Below are 13,934 nucleotides of genomic sequence, written 5' to 3' on the forward strand. Positions count from 1 at the left end.
CAGGCGTGCTTGCTCGCGGCGTCCTTCGGCGGGCGGGGACGGGCGAAGGCTTCGTAGTTTCCACTGCTGTAGTACATGGGACCTCCTCGAGGTCGGGTGCGCGAGATCATCGCGCGGGACGATGGGTGAGGGGACGGCTGCGTGCGCCGTCAGGGATGCAGGATGAAACGGATCGGGTTGCCGTCCTTGCGCGTGAGCCGCTCGAGCACTTCGGGCGCTTCCTCGAGCGGGAAGACCCCGCTGATCGACGCGGACAGGTCGAGCCGCTTCGTGCGGGTCAACGCGACGAGCTGGTGGACGTCCGTTCCCTCGCTGCCGTAGTGGCCGCGCAGCGTCAGCTGCTTGTAGGCGAATGCGGTGTCGGACGGAATCTCGATGGGCCGCCCGGCGAGGCCGACGATGACGAGACGTCCCTGCGGCGCGAGGGAGGCCATCGCCTGGGCCCGCACGGGGGCCACGCCCGCGAAGTCGAACGCGACGTCGAGACCGCGGGGCGAGAGCTGACGGATGGCGTCCTCCGCGTCTTCAGGGGCGCACGCCACGTCGGCGCCGACGGCGAGCGCCCGTTCGCGGGCGGCCTCGAGCGGGTCGATCGCGACGATGGGGGAGGCGCCGATGAGACGCAGCAACTGCACGGCGTGAATGCCCAGCCCGCCGAGGCCCCAGACGCCGACGGCCTCGCCGGCGCGCACGCGCCCGCTCGTCTGGATGGCTGCCCACGGCGTCGAGACGGCGTCGGGGATGATGGCGGCCTGCTCGAACGGGAGGTCGTCGGGGATCGGGACGAGCGTCTCGGCCTGCGCGAGGGCGTATTCGGCGTACCCGCCGTCGTAGTCGACGCCGCGCGTCAGGATGCGGCCGTTCGGGAGGCGGTGGCCGGCCTGCAGCAGGACGCGGCTGCCCACCTCGATGCCGGGCAGTGTCGGCACGCCGTCACCGAGGGCGGTGACGACGCCCGCGACCTCGTGACCGAGCGTCACCTTCTCGCTGTCGAGGAACTGCGGCGCGATGAGCCCTTCGAGCAGGTGCACGTCCGACAGGCAGACGCCCGCCGCCTTCACCTCGATGACGGCTTGGCCCGGCCCTGGCGTCGGGACGGGTACCTCCTCGACGTTCAGGGTGTGGTGCGTGACGTCGAGGCGTGCGGCCTTCATGGTGTCCATGGTGTCTCCTTCGTTTCCGATATTTTTGACTGTACTCATTTTTTGCGGCGCCACCAGGGCCTTTCGGCCCGGGTAATGTTTCGATCCATGTCGCTTCCCCTCAGCGCCACGGCCGCCTCCGCGGCACCGTCGGCCGGTTCGACGGCCCCGACGAGGCCGGCCCCCACGCCGGGTACGCCTGACGCCACGGTCGTGACCTGCCGACGTCCCGTCGTGAGCGGCTCGGACCAGCAGGGTCGTCGCGCGCGCAACAAGGCTGACAAGCAGGCCCGCATCCTCGCGGCTGCCGAGAGCCTGCTCGGTGAGGTGGGGTACGAGCGCATGACGACGGCCGAGGTGGCCAAGCGCGCCAACGTCGCCGCCGGCACCGTGTTCCAGTACGCCCCGACGAAGGCGGAACTGCTCATGATGGTCGTCGAACACGAGTGGCGTGATCTCGTCGACGATCACCTGCCCGACGACGCCGGTGACGGTGGGGTGCGCGAGCACGTCCTGCGTCTGCTCGAACCGTTCGCGCAGCAGGCCCGTGACTACCCCGAGAACGCGATGGTCGTCGGACGGGAGGTGCTGTTCGGTGCGCCCGGGCCGTATCGCGAGAAGGTCGTCGCGCTGGTCGCCGGTCTCGAGGACGCCATCGCGGGGCTGCTCGTCGCAGCGGGGGGTGACGCGGAGCGCAGCGTCGTCGCCGCGGGCCTCATCGTCTCCGGTGGGGTGCTCGAGCTGAACCGCACGCGTACCGGGCGCGCCGAGGTCGAATCCGTGGCGCGCCGCCTCGGGGATCTCGTCGACGTCGCGGTGCGCGGCGCGGGCGTCTGATCGCCCGTAACGCGGGCGCTCAGCCGGCGTGGCGTTCACCTGCGCGTGCCCTGACCTCGACGGCGTCGCCCGCGCGCGCACGGGCCAGTCGCTTCATGCCGTCCGCGGGGCGGATCGGTTCGGGCCACTTCGGGGGGAGCGTGTCGCCCTCACGGACGCCGTTGATGCGGCGCCGGAAGAGAGGGATCACCTCGGTGGCGAGCCATCGGCTCTCGGTGCGGATGCTCTCGCGCCAGTGCGGCGCCTCGAACGGAGGCAGCTCCGGCAGTTTGAGCGTGTGGGGGATGCCGAGTTCGGCGAGCACGTAGGCGGCGAGGTGCTTGTGCCCGAGCCGGCTCATGTGGATGCGGTCGAACGCCCACATGCGCGGGTCGTCGAACTCGCGAAACTGGGTGTGATCGACGAGCAGGCAGCCGTACTGGCGGGCCAGTTCGCGCACGGCGTCGTTGTAGAAGACGATGCGCCGCCGCAGCGGCTCGAGCGCCGTCGAGATCTTCACGTCGAACGTCGTGAACAGCAGCACCTCCGCGCCCGATCCGACGAGGCGCTGCAGCGCGGCCTCGTAACGCTCCATGATGGCGGGCATGTCGGAGCGGACGGCGAGGATGTCGTTGCCGCCGGCGTAGAACGAGATGAGCGTCGGTTCGAGCGCGAGGGCGGCGTCGAACTGCTCGTCGACGATCTCGTCGAGACGCTTGCTGCGGATGGCGAAGTTCGCGTACTCCCACGTCGCGTCCACGCGCCCCATCTGGCGGGCCATACGATCGGCCCACCCGCGCACGCCGTTGGGGTACATGAGGTTCGCGTCACCGACGCCCTCGGTGAACGAGTCTCCGACCGCTACGTAACGTCCCTTCATCGGGCTGACGGTAGGTCGTTCGCGTGGCCCGATGTCGGCGTCCGGCTGGCCGTGGGTGATCCGGGGCATGAAGCCTGGGTGAACTCAGGTGGACGAGCAGCTATCGACGAGACGCCGTGACCATCTGCGCTTCCTGTCCCATCTGCGATTCCCGTCCACATTCGTCGATATGACCAAGAATCGCGCACGTGGACGTAGATCGCAGGTGAGGAGCGGGCCACGAGAAGAGTGACCTGACGCGGCTTGACGCGCTCTGACGCCGGCGGCAGGGGCGCCAGCGGCACGTCAGAGCTGGGGGTTGTTCTTGGCGATGACCTCGACGGCGTTCTTGCTCTCGAGCAGGCCGAGGCCCGTCGCGCTGCGATACATCGCGATGGCCTCGATCTCGCGACCCTTGTGCACGAGGTAGCTGACGCGCTCGGACAGATCCTGGCCCGCACGCAGATCGGTGATCTCCTCCTGCAGGTGACGCACCTGCTTCTGCAGCGTCAGGTTGCTCCACCCGATGAGCAGGAGCAGGACGACGGCGACGACGAGGGCCCACACCATGACGATTCCTCACATTCGATCCACGCGCTTGACTCGAGCCGCTCGACTGGAGTCGTCTGACTCGAGCCGCCCCACTCGAGTCGCCAATCTACCGCCTCGCGTGGGCGCGGCGACGATGACAATCCCCAGGTTTCCTTGGCACAGTAGTGCCCATGACCGAGTACCTCATGTTGTTTCCCGAGCGTGACGTCGCCGAGGAGATCGCGGACGACCTGCTCGAATCGGGTGACTTCACCGACGTGCGCGTCGTGCGTGAGGCGCTGGCGGGTGAGGAGGACGACGAGGATCACGAGTGGGGCGTCTACGTCAAGCAGGACACCGTCGACGATCCTGCCTCGGCCGTCGCGCAGGCCCTCACCGAGCGTTTCGACGCGCTCGCCAAGGAGCATGACGGCTGGCTCGACCCCAACCCCGCGCAGCTGCCGACGCGCTGAGCGACGCGGCGTCGGAAGAGCTGACGCGACGCACGTCGCGCCGCCGGTCGTGCTGACGCGTTGAGCTAAACGCCGTCGGGCGTGCTGACGGGCCAAGAGACGCGCCGGGTGGCGACTGCGCGACCTCACCGACGCGTTGCCGCCGTCGACCGGCACATCGGACTAGTTGCTCCCAGCATCGGTGAGGCCCCATTCCCGCGCGGGAATGGGGCCTCACCGATGAACGGGCGTCAGTTCGACGTGGCGCGCTCTTCGAGCTTCGCGAGCGACTCCTCGAGGGCGTGCTTCTCGACGAGGGGGAAGTGCACCTTCTTGAGCAGTTCCTTGTCGGTGACCTTGCTCCAGTCGTACGTCAGGGTTACGGCGGTCTCCTTCGGGCCGTGGGCCTCGAGCTCGTACATCCACTCCCAGCCCTTGGGCTCGGTGCCGGCGGGCGCCGTCTGCCACGCGACGAGCTTGTCATCGGCGTACCCGGTGACGTGGTTGTCGGTCTGGTATTCGCCCCCCATGTGCTCACCGACCATGTTCATGGTGAACACCTGGCCGACCTTCTGGATGCGGTCTCCGTGGTCGACGCTGCGGATGAAGCCCGAGCCGTCGAGCTTGACGTGCTCGGCCGGGTTGGTGAGGACGTTGAAGATGTCCTGCGCCGGGGCCTCGATGGTGCGGGTCACGATGATCTTTTTCTCGTCAGTCATGTCTTCACCTTGGCTCACGGCGCGCGTCTTCGCAAGGCGTCCAGGGCGTTTCGGCGTCGATGCGGGCGACGTGTGTGGGCGGGCGCGCTCGCGGCGAAGGGGCGGCGGCAGGCTGAGGGCCATCGGGCGCCGTTGTCGAATCACGCACGTGGCGCGTGCACCTGGACGGCAGCCGCGCCCTCCCGGTGAGCGCCTGGCTCACCCCGAGAGAGCATCGCGCCGTGACGGGCGCTCGGGTAGCGTGATCGTCGAACGGGGCCGCCATGGCCCCCAACCGATCACGGGCGCAGCGGGGTGCCGCGCTCACCCCACGAAGGAGTCTGCAGATGACGAAGAACCGCCCTGACGAGCGTCCCTTCGACGCCGAGGCCTACGAGCAGGACACGCGTCAACAGGCTGCCGGAATGCGTCGCGATGGCGTGGGCGCCGACGAAGCGGGCGTCGTCCTGCACGAGGAGCGTCTCGTCGCGGGTGTCGAGCGCGCCGAGGCCGGGCGCGTCGAGGTGCGCAAGCGTGTCGTCGTCGAAGAGGTGACGATCACCGTCCCCGTGCGCCGCGAGGTCGTCGATGTCGTGCGCGTGTACGACGACGGCAGCGAGGAAGCCGTCGACGTCCCCGCCTCGACGTGGCAGCCGCGCATCGAGAACCTCGACGGCGGTTCGGCGCTGGGCGAGCACACGCATGCCGAGGGTGAGGTGTACGACGTCGAAGCCGCAGAGGGCACGCACACGCGTGACGCCGACCGGCGCGACGAGGACGGCGTCATCGTGCTGCACGAGGAGCGCCCCGTGCTCTCGACGCGGATCTACGCCGTCGAACGGCTGCACCTCGGCATCAGTGCGACGAAGGAGAACGTCACCGTCACCGAGCCGGTGCAGCGCGAGGTCGTCGAGGTCGACGAGGTCGACGACGTGCGCGACCCACGTGGTGAGGGCGGTTCGGCGCGCGCGTGACGACCTTCCCCCACGCGATGACGTGCCGGGCAAGCTGCTGAGCAGCGCCTCCGTGGGCGCCCAGTGCAGCGTCAGGAGGGCGGTACCCGATCGGGTACCGCCCTCCTGACGTTCCGGCCGAGCCGAGCCGTCAGTAGATACCGTCGACGGCACCCGCCGGGCGGAAGTCGCCGATGACGCTGGAGGCGACCGTCTGCCCGAGCGCGACGCTCTGGTCGCGATGACGATCGGAGCTGCCGCTGTTCTTGGAACCGTCCGCGTATGAGGCAATGGTGCGGGCCAATCGGTTGTACTCCGCGACCTTGGCGTCGTAGTAGTTCTGGCACGCAGCGCCCTGCCCGGACGTGAGGGCGATGGGCTCGAGGGTGGGCGGCAGGGGCGTGTTGGGCATCAACGGGGTGATGCGGATCCCGTTCGTGATGCGGCCGGTGAACATGAAGCCGTCCTGTCAGTGGAATCAGAAGTCCGCCTCGTTGTCGCCCTTGCCACAAGCGGGACAGTGCCGACGAACGTCCAGGTGTAGGTGAGGGTTCCCGTCGTCTTGTCGAAGCCACCGCGCGTGATGGTGTGCTACGAGGTGGACGGCCAGGTCCCCGCCCGCTCGGTGTCCTTGGGTCCGGTGCGCCCGACGACGTCGACGCGCGGCGCCAGGGGGTGGTCGGCCGCGAAGCGCAGGGGGACGTCGCTGTCGTTGCGCAGGTTGAGCCAGGATTCGCCCTCGAATCCATTGGCGCTCAGGACCAACTGGTAGAAGTTGACCGTCAGCGAGCCCTGCTTCGTCGGCAGGTCGGCGAAGGCGAGATCCATGGTCGCCCTGCTCTCAGGGCTGCGTGCGGTGTTCGAGGCTGTGCCGGACGGGCTCGCCGCGGCGATCGTGACGGCGGGGATGCTCCACGCGGTGCCTGGGACGACGGTGCGGCGGGGTCATCAGAGGAAATTGACCGGCCGTCCAGAGTGTTCTCTGAGGCCGCTCAGGGGCGAGGCGGCGCTGGTGAGCACCCTCCACACGCGCATCCGATCCTGTCGCGGAGGCTCTCCGCCCCGCGCTAACCTCGACGCATCGGCCGGCCATCGGGTGGCTGCCGACGCGCGCGAGAGGCGCGCCGGACACAGGAGGGTGGCTCCATGGGGATGACATCACGACGCGCGACCAAACGCGCCGATCTGCCGGGCACCGACGCGGCGTCACGGCGAAGCGCAGCCGCGCGCGGCCGCATCATGCGGGGCACGGTCGTCACCGTCGCGGCCGCGCTTGCCGTGACGGGGTGCACGAGCGCCACGACCGGTGGCTCCTCGGCGCCCACCTCGGCGCCCGCCTCGGCCACCACCTCGGGACACACCGGCGCCGCGTCGTCGCCGTCCGCGAGCACCCCCGGATCGCAGGCGTCCACCTCGAGCCAGCCCATCGATGTGTCGAAGGTCGTCGTGCGAGGCGACCGGCGCAGCGACGCCGCGAAGCTCGCGACGGCCGCCGTCGCGGACCTCGAACGCTACTGGGGTCGGCAGCTGCCAGCGGTCTACGGCTCGGCGTTCACACCCATCAAGGCCTACTACTCCGTCGACACCAAGGCGGGACGCCGTTCACCGTCGGTCTGCGGGGACGTCACCGGAAATGCCTACTACTGCTACGAGGACGGGGCGATCGCCTGGGATTCGACGGGCCTGCTCACCGACATGCGCAGCGCCTACGGCGACATCGCGCCGCAGGTCATCATGGCGCACGAGTTCGGGCACGCGGTGCAGCACCGTTTCGGCTACCGCGGCAAACCCGTCGTGCAGGAGCTGCAGGCCGACTGCTTCGCCGGCGCCTGGCTCCATCACGCGATCGACGACAAGGTCGTCGCCGCCTCGTCGGAGACGCCGACGCAGGCCGCCGCCGCAATCCTCGCGGTGAAGGACCCGGTGGGTGAGGACCCGCGCTCCGAACAGGCGCACGGCAACGGCTTCGACCGCGTCAACTCCTTCCAGACGGGCTACGACGACGGCCTGAAGGCGTGCAAGGCGTACACGAGCGAGGAGCCCGTCGTCACCGAGCTGCCGTTCACGAGCTACACGGACGCTGCGAGCGGCGGGAACCTGCCGTACGAGTCGGCGATGCAGAGCGGCGCCTACGACCTCGACGACTACTGGGAGCACACCTACCCCCAGGTGACGAACGGTCAGCAGTGGAAGCCGATGGGCAAGCTGACGCCGTTCGCGACGAGGAAGCCGGCCACGTGCGGCGACGAGACGGTGACGGACGCCGTCGCGTACTACTGCCCGAGCGACGACTCGATCGGGTGGAACGACGACGTCACGCGTGAGATCTACCGGGAGACAGGCGACTTCGGCCCAATCGTGCTCCTGGCCGCGCAGTACGGCAAGGCGGCCCTGAGCCGCTCGGGCAAGCCGCTCGGCGACGACGCCGCCGATCGCGGCGTCTGCTACGCGGGTGCCTACTCCGCCGACGTCATCCTGCACAACCGTCCGCAGACCAGCTCGTTCACGATGTCGCCTGGCGACCTCGACGAAGCCATCCAGGCACTGCTCATGGTCGGTGGCTCCGACGGTTTCGACCTCATCCGCGCCTACCGCAAGGGTGCGCTCGACGGGCCGAAGGGCTGCGCCGGCGCCAAGGTGTCCTGACGGCGGTGCTCACCCGGCGATGTCGTAGGCCTTGAGGCGCTTCTTGTCGCGCTTCGACCCCGACGCCTGCAGGGCGAGCAACTCGGCGTAGATGCCGCCGGAGGTGGCGAGCTCAGCGGGCGGGCCGACCTCGTCGATGCGTCCGTCGCGCAGGGTGACGATGCGGTCGACGGCGCTGATCGTCGACAGGCGGTGGGCGATGATGAGGGACGTGCGGCCCTCCATGAGCTCGTCGAGGCCGGCCTGCACGAGTCGCTCCGACTTGGTGTCGAGCGCGCTCGTCGCCTCGTCGAGGATGAGGATCGGCGCGTCCTTGAGCATCGCTCGCGCCACGGCGATGCGCTGCTTCTGGCCGCCGGACAGCTTGAGGCCGCGTTCGCCGATCGTCGTGTCGTAGCCGTCGGGGAACTGGCGGATGAACACGTCGGCGTTGGCGCGTTCGGCCACGGCCCGGATCTCCTCGTCGGTGGCCTCGGGGTGGCCGTAGGCGATGTTCTCGCGAATCGTGCCGCTGAACAGCGACGCGTCCTGGAACACGACGCCGAAGTCGCTGCGCAGCTCGTCGAGCGGCGTCTCGGCGGTGTCACGGCCGAAGACGCGCAGGTGCCCGTCATGCACCGTGTACAGCCCGAGCAGGAGGCTGATGAGCGTCGTCTTGCCGCCGCCGGACTCGCCGACGAACGCGACATGTTCACCCCGTTCGACGGCCAGCGTGATGTCCTTCAGCACGTCCCGGTCGGCGTCGTAGCCGAACGAGGCGTGATCGAACTCGATGACGGACCCGGTGCATGCGGCGGCGCGCGCCCGCGCGGCGTCGATCGTCGCACCCGGCGCGGTGTCGGCGTCGCCGAGCAGGTCGAGGCCCTCCCGCTCTGGTCGTTCTTCGAGGACGCGGAAGTAGTCGCGGCTGCCGGCGACGGCCCGCTGGCCCGAGTCAATGAGGTAGCTCATCATCATGACGGGCTGACGCGCCATGTTGACGAGTTGGATGAGCAGCACCATGTCACCGATGGAGAAGTGCCCCTCGACGGTCTGCACGAAGATGATCGAGTAGACGCCGAAGAAGATGACGTTGAGGGCGCCGCGTCGCGCGCCATCCATGAGGTGCCAGTAGCGCGACTGCTCGCGCGTCGTCGCGACGGTGCTCGCGTACCGCTCGTCGAACGACGTGAGCTCGCGGCGCTCCTGACCGAAGCTCTTGACGACGCGGATCTGCCCGACGACCTCGGCAAAACGTCCGCCGGCGATGTCGAACTGGCTGTTCTTCTCGCCCTCGAGCACCTGCCACTTCTTGCTCGTCAGCGTCGTCAGGTACATGAAGACGGGGAAGACGATGAGCAGCAGCAGCGCGAGCGGCCACGAGTAGATGGCGGAGATGACGAGCACCGCGAACGTCGTCAGCAGCATCGGCAGGAAGTTGTTCGCGAACGAGTTGAGGAACTGTGTCGTCTCCGAGATGTTCCGCGAGAGGCGGTTGATGATCCTGCCCGTCAGCTCACGGTCGAAGTAGCTCTGCGGCAGCGTCAGCAGCTTCTCGAAGTAGCGCGTCGACAGGATGCGGCGCAGCCGCACCGCCGTCACGTCGCCGATGTACCCGCCGATGTTGCTGATCGCCGTGTTCGCGAGGTCGGCCACGAGCAGGGCCACCGCGAACCACATGATGGTCGTGACGTGCCCCGACGGGTTCGCGCCCGTCTTGACGACGGAGACCACCTCGTCCGTCGCACCCGAGATGATGAACGGCATGACGAGCGACGTCGCCGTGATGAGAACCGAGCTGACGACGATCGCGAGATACGACGGCCACAGCGCGCGGGTGGAGGACAGGATCTTGCCGATGCTTCGCACGGATGAAGCGTGCCACCCGGCGACGACAACCCCGAAATCTCGCGGCGACGCGGTGTCCGGTGGCCGACACGACGACGCGGGCCGCCCCGGAGAAAGAAGGTGCAGCCCGCGGTGTCGGAGCGGCCGGTGCGTTCGGCGTCGCAGCGGTGTCGTCAACACGTGTTCGATGCGTCGAGCGACTTGACCTGGCACGGCAGCGTCGTGCCGTCGGGCAGCGTGACCGTGACGTCCTGTACGTAGCTGAGTCCGCCCTGCGCCACACCGCACCCGAGCGGGGCGACGGCGTTCGAGTAGTTCGTGATGAAGCGACCCGAAGGGCCGGTGGTGAAGTTGCGGCACGTCGTACCCGTGACAAGGCTGTACGAGCCTGCCCCGCTTCCTGCGCGCCACTCGAAGTGAAGATTCCAGCTCGCGGGGGTGCCATTGAGGTGGGCGATGATCGTGCTTCGTGAGGTGCTGGTCACCGGCTGCCACCCCGCGCTGCCGTAGGAGTAGGTCATGTTGGAACAGGTGGACGAGCCACAGGAACTTCGGCGGTTGGAGGTGGTGTCACCGACCCAGAAGATGCCAGGGCGGGAAGATGTCTGGCCGTTGCGCAGCCCGAGCCAGTAGTCGTAGGTCACCTGGCAACGGTCACGCCGGCGGGCAGGTTGTCGACGCATGTCGGGGCGCCGACGTTGAGCGATTGATTCGTCGTCGATGCGCTGACATCACCCCAGTCGTAGATGACGCCGCCGCTGACACGAGGTGTGGGGGCGCCACAGGTGGATGCCGCCATCACGGGGGCAGCGCCCGCAACGGTGACGGCGGGGATGCTCCCGGCGGCCCCGCGGGCGACGGAACGGCGTGAGATGGGTGTGGTCATGTGGATCCCCAGGCGATGAAACGTTTTTTGAGCACACTCAGTTGTGCATTCGAGGTCGCCGTCATCAAACGAGGGCCGTCCGTGTGGACACACTCATGAGCTTCGTGTGTACCCGTGAGTTGAGTGGAATACGCGCAACTTTGTTGCGGTTGTACCTGACAGGAAGATGCGCGACCAGCCATACTGAAGGTGAGGTCGCTGTCGAGCCACCGGGCCCGTCAGCGAACGTCGTGCATTGCAGCAAGAAGACGTTCAACGACAAGGAGTCAGCAGTGGATATTCAACTGACAACGAAGGCGCAGGAGGCCCTCTCCGCCGCCGTGACGGCCGCGCAGTCGGCCGGCAACCCCTCGATCGAGCCCGCGCACCTCCTCAAGGCGCTCGCGGAACAGACCGACACGACCACCGGCCCGCTGCTCGAGGCGACGGGCACCACTCCGCAGGCAGTCATCGCGCAGGCCGAGGCCGACCTGCGCACGTTCCCGAGCAGCTCGGGTGCAAGCGTGGGCCAGCCCGGCATGAGCCGTGAGCTGCTCAACGTGCTCGAGAAGGCGCGCAGCGACATGAGCGCCATGGGGGATGCGTTCACCTCGACCGACCACCTGCTGCTCGCGCTCGCTCGCACGGGCAAGTTCTCCACGCTGAACGCGGAGGCGATCGAACAGGCGATCCCCGCGACGCGCGGTGGCCGCAAGGTCACCTCCGCCGAGCCCGAGGGCACGTTCGAGGCGCTCGAGAAGTTCGGCACCGACCTGACGGCCCTCGCCCGTGAGGGCAAGCTCGACCCCGTCATCGGCCGCGACAGCGAGATCCGTCGCGTCGTGCAGGTGCTGAGCCGCCGCACGAAGAACAACCCCGTCCTCATCGGTGAGCCCGGCGTCGGCAAGACGGCCGTCGTCGAGGGTCTCGCGCAGCGCATCGTCGCCGGGGACGTGCCGGAGAGCCTGCGCGACAAGCGCCTCATCTCCCTCGACCTCGGCGCGATGGTCGCCGGTGCGAAGTACCGCGGCGAGTTCGAGGAGCGCCTCAAGGCCGTCCTCGAGGAGATCAAGAACTCCGACGGCGAGATCGTCACGTTCATCGACGAGATCCACACCGTCGTCGGCGCGGGTGCCGGCGGCGACTCGTCGATGGACGCCGGCAACATGCTCAAGCCGATGCTCGCGCGCGGCGAGCTGCGTCTCGTCGGTGCGACGACGCTCGACGAGTACCGCGAGAACATCGAGAAGGACCCGGCGCTGGAGCGTCGTTTCCAGCAGGTGTTCGTCGGTGAGCCGAGCGTCGAGGACACGATCGCGATCCTGCGCGGCCTGAAGGAGCGCTACGAGGCGCACCACAAGGTCGCCATCGCCGACCAGGCGCTCGTCGCCGCTGCGACGTTGAGCGACCGCTACATCACGAGCCGACAGCTGCCCGACAAGGCGATCGACCTCATCGACGAGGCCGCGTCGCGTCTGCGCATGGAGATCGACTCGAGCCCCGTCGAGATCGACCAGCTACGCCGCAGCGTCGACCGCATGAACATGGAAGAACTGCACCTCGAGAGCGAGACCGACCCGGCCTCGCGCGACCGACTCGCGAAGCTGCGGGCCGACCGCGCCGACACCGAGGAACAGCTCGCCGCGCTGACGGCGCGTTGGGAGGCCGAGAAGGCCAGCCTCAACAAGGTCGGTGATCTCAAGGCCCAGATCGACGACCTGCGCACGCAGGCTGAGAAGCTGCAGCGCGAAGGTGACTACGGCAACGCCTCGAAGTTGCTCTACGGCGACATCCCGGCTCTTGAGAAGCAGCTCGACGAGGCGCAGGCAGCCGAGGCGACGTCCTCGAAGGCCGGCGGCGAGGCGCCGATGGTCTCCGACGAGGTGACCGCCGACGACATCGCCGAGGTCATCGCCAGCTGGACCGGCATCCCCGCCGGGCGTCTGCTCGAGGGCGAGACCGAGAAGCTGCTGCGCATGGAGGACTTCCTCGGCGAGCGCCTCATCGGTCAGAAGGCCGCGGTCGAGGCTGTCAGTGACGCCGTGCGCCGTTCGCGCTCCGGCATCGCCGACCCCGATCGTCCGACCGGTTCGTTCCTGTTCCTCGGCCCGACGGGTGTGGGCAAGACGGAGCTCGCGAAGTCGCTCGCCGACTTCCTCTTCGACGACGAGCGCGCCATGGTGCGCATCGACATGTCGGAGTACTCCGAGCGTCACGCCGTCGCGCGCCTCATCGGTTCGCCTCCCGGCTACGTCGGGTACGAAGAGGGCGGTCAGCTGACCGAGGCTGTGCGCCGTCGCCCGTACTCGGTCGTGCTGCTCGACGAGGTCGAGAAGGCGCACCCGGAGACGTTCGACATCCTCCTGCAGGTGCTCGACGACGGGCGCCTGACGGACGGGCAGGGCCGCACGGTCGACTTCCGCAACGTCATCCTCGTCATGACGTCGAACCTGGGCAGCCAGTTCCTCGTCGACCCGACGATGGCGCCGGAGGCCAAGCATGGCGCTGTCATGGGTGCGGTGCGCGCGCAGTTCAAGCCCGAGTTCCTCAACCGTCTCGACGAGATCGTCATCTTCGACCCGCTGACGCGGGACGAGCTGTCGCACATCGTCGAGCTGCAGGTCGCGTCGCTGAGCAAGCGGCTCGCCGATCGCCGCATCACCCTCGAGGTGACGCCGGCCGCGCGCGAGTGGCTCGCCGAGACGGGGTACGACCCGGCGTACGGTGCGCGCCCGCTGCGTCGCCTCGTGCAGAAGGAGATCGGCGACCGTCTGGCTCGTGCACTCCTCGCCGGCGAGGTGCTCGACGGCGAGAAGGTGACGATTGACGTCGAACGTGGCGCGGCGCTGAAGCTGCCGGATGGCGTCACGGCACCGGAGGGCGTCGAGCCTCCGGTGACGGGTCTGCGCATCGTGTCGGAGAGGGTCGAGCCCGACGCGGGCGTCGAGAGCTGATCGTCGCGACAGCTGCCTGAGCAGTGAACCGCACACTGAAACGGGCCGGACACCGATCACGGTGTCCGGCCCGTTTCGCGCGTCCCCTCTGCGGTTCCCGTCCCCTTCTGCGATTTTCGTCCACCCTTGCGAGTTTCGGTCACATTCGTATCGCGGCGCTGATGGCACGGCATCGGGGCAGGTAGATTTGA

14 protein-coding genes are annotated in these 13,934 nt (G+C 68.5%); 5 read left to right on the forward strand and 9 right to left on the reverse strand.

Annotated features, from left to right (window positions below; genetic code table 11):
* Positions 1-149 precede the first annotated feature (149 nt).
* Positions 150-1,163 carry a zinc-binding dehydrogenase gene (locus AX669_RS01750; protein ID WP_062256168.1) on the reverse strand — a complete coding sequence of 338 codons (1,014 nt, stop codon included), beginning with the start codon at positions 1,161-1,163 and terminating at the stop codon, positions 150-152.
* A 213-nt stretch (positions 1,164-1,376) separates the two neighbouring features.
* Here AX669_RS01750 and AX669_RS01745 point away from each other — a divergent pair, with 213 nt between their 5' ends.
* The gene (locus AX669_RS01745; protein ID WP_040014870.1) at positions 1,377-1,979 is read left to right on the forward strand and encodes a TetR/AcrR family transcriptional regulator; all 603 of its coding nucleotides are present in this window, start codon (positions 1,377-1,379) and stop codon (positions 1,977-1,979) included.
* A gap of 19 nt (positions 1,980-1,998) precedes the next feature.
* Here AX669_RS01745 and AX669_RS01740 read toward each other — a convergent pair whose 3' ends face one another.
* Together AX669_RS01740 and AX669_RS01735 are read right to left on the reverse strand one after the other, a co-directional pair.
* Entirely contained in the window at positions 1,999-2,907 is a 909-nt protein-coding gene (locus tag AX669_RS01740) for an SGNH/GDSL hydrolase family protein (protein ID WP_006946216.1), read from the reverse strand.
* Between the two features lie 216 nt (positions 2,908-3,123).
* Positions 3,124-3,387, reverse strand: coding sequence for a hypothetical protein (locus tag AX669_RS01735; RefSeq protein ID WP_006946272.1), 264 nt, complete (start codon positions 3,385-3,387; stop codon positions 3,124-3,126).
* Between the two features lie 152 nt (positions 3,388-3,539).
* Here AX669_RS01735 and AX669_RS01730 point away from each other — a divergent pair, with 152 nt between their 5' ends.
* The gene (locus AX669_RS01730; RefSeq protein ID WP_006946280.1) at positions 3,540-3,821 is read left to right on the forward strand and encodes a hypothetical protein; all 282 of its coding nucleotides are present in this window, start codon (positions 3,540-3,542) and stop codon (positions 3,819-3,821) included.
* 230 nt (positions 3,822-4,051) lie between these two features.
* On the opposite strand, the gene AX669_RS01725 is transcribed toward AX669_RS01730, so the two are convergent.
* Entirely contained in the window at positions 4,052-4,519 is a 468-nt protein-coding gene (locus AX669_RS01725; RefSeq protein WP_040014869.1) for an SRPBCC domain-containing protein, read from the reverse strand.
* 326 nt (positions 4,520-4,845) lie between these two features.
* Between AX669_RS01725 and AX669_RS01720 the strand changes: the two genes are divergently transcribed.
* Positions 4,846-5,472: a DUF2382 domain-containing protein gene (locus AX669_RS01720; protein WP_040014826.1), complete on the forward strand. Its 627-nt coding sequence runs from the start codon at positions 4,846-4,848 to the stop codon at positions 5,470-5,472.
* 130 nt (positions 5,473-5,602) lie between these two features.
* On the opposite strand, the gene AX669_RS01715 is transcribed toward AX669_RS01720, so the two are convergent.
* A complete protein-coding gene (locus tag AX669_RS01715) occupies positions 5,603-5,908 on the reverse strand; it encodes a hypothetical protein (protein WP_006946294.1) in 306 nt (101 codons plus the stop codon).
* Positions 5,909-6,042: 134 nt separating this feature from the next.
* Positions 6,043-6,279, reverse strand: a complete 237-nt coding sequence (locus AX669_RS01710; RefSeq protein ID WP_040014825.1) for a hypothetical protein — start codon at positions 6,277-6,279, stop codon at positions 6,043-6,045.
* Positions 6,280-6,603: 324 nt separating this feature from the next.
* Here AX669_RS01710 and AX669_RS01705 point away from each other — a divergent pair, with 324 nt between their 5' ends.
* A complete protein-coding gene (locus AX669_RS01705; protein WP_050786555.1) occupies positions 6,604-8,097 on the forward strand; it encodes a neutral zinc metallopeptidase in 1,494 nt (497 codons plus the stop codon).
* Between the two features lie 9 nt (positions 8,098-8,106).
* Here AX669_RS01705 and AX669_RS01700 read toward each other — a convergent pair whose 3' ends face one another.
* From AX669_RS01700 to AX669_RS13170, 3 genes are all read right to left on the reverse strand, one after another.
* Positions 8,107-9,945 carry an ABC transporter ATP-binding protein gene (locus tag AX669_RS01700; protein WP_062256170.1) on the reverse strand — a complete coding sequence of 613 codons (1,839 nt, stop codon included), beginning with the start codon at positions 9,943-9,945 and terminating at the stop codon, positions 8,107-8,109.
* A gap of 152 nt (positions 9,946-10,097) precedes the next feature.
* Positions 10,098-10,568, reverse strand: a complete 471-nt coding sequence (locus tag AX669_RS01695) for a hypothetical protein (protein ID WP_156444885.1) — start codon at positions 10,566-10,568, stop codon at positions 10,098-10,100.
* The gene (locus AX669_RS13170) at positions 10,565-10,810 is read right to left on the reverse strand and encodes a hypothetical protein (RefSeq protein ID WP_156444886.1); all 246 of its coding nucleotides are present in this window, start codon (positions 10,808-10,810) and stop codon (positions 10,565-10,567) included. The genes AX669_RS01695 and AX669_RS13170 overlap by 4 nt, the downstream gene beginning before the upstream one ends.
* Positions 10,811-11,082: 272 nt before the next feature.
* Between AX669_RS13170 and clpB the strand changes: the two genes are divergently transcribed.
* Positions 11,083-13,743, forward strand: a complete 2,661-nt coding sequence (clpB, locus tag AX669_RS01690) for an ATP-dependent chaperone ClpB (protein ID WP_040014867.1) — start codon at positions 11,083-11,085, stop codon at positions 13,741-13,743.
* The last annotated feature ends 191 nt before the right edge of the window (positions 13,744-13,934 follow it).

It is taken from the genome of Dermacoccus sp. CCH2-D9 (assembly GCF_001556795.1).
Lineage (GTDB): Bacteria > Actinomycetota > Actinomycetes > Actinomycetales > Dermatophilaceae > Dermacoccus > Dermacoccus nishinomiyaensis.

Coding starts and splice junctions, on each gene's coding strand:
- AX669_RS01710 (WP_040014825.1), bottom strand. CDS start 6,279: ATGGATCTCGCCTTCGCCGACCTGCCGACGAAGCAGGGCTCGCTGACG.
- AX669_RS01720 (WP_040014826.1), top strand. CDS start 4,846: ATGACGAAGAACCGCCCTGACGAGCGTCCCTTCGACGCCGAGGCCTAC.
- AX669_RS01725 (WP_040014869.1), bottom strand. CDS start 4,519: ATGACTGACGAGAAAAAGATCATCGTGACCCGCACCATCGAGGCCCCG.
- AX669_RS01735 (WP_006946272.1), bottom strand. CDS start 3,387: ATGGTGTGGGCCCTCGTCGTCGCCGTCGTCCTGCTCCTGCTCATCGGG.
- AX669_RS01740 (WP_006946216.1), bottom strand. CDS start 2,907: ATGCCCCGGATCACCCACGGCCAGCCGGACGCCGACATCGGGCCACGC.
- AX669_RS13170 (WP_156444886.1), bottom strand. CDS start 10,810: ATGACCACACCCATCTCACGCCGTTCCGTCGCCCGCGGGGCCGCCGGG.
- AX669_RS01715 (WP_006946294.1), bottom strand. CDS start 5,908: ATGTTCACCGGCCGCATCACGAACGGGATCCGCATCACCCCGTTGATG.
- AX669_RS01750 (WP_062256168.1), bottom strand. CDS start 1,163: ATGGACACCATGAAGGCCGCACGCCTCGACGTCACGCACCACACCCTG.
- AX669_RS01730 (WP_006946280.1), top strand. CDS start 3,540: ATGACCGAGTACCTCATGTTGTTTCCCGAGCGTGACGTCGCCGAGGAG.
- AX669_RS01705 (WP_050786555.1), top strand. CDS start 6,604: ATGACATCACGACGCGCGACCAAACGCGCCGATCTGCCGGGCACCGAC.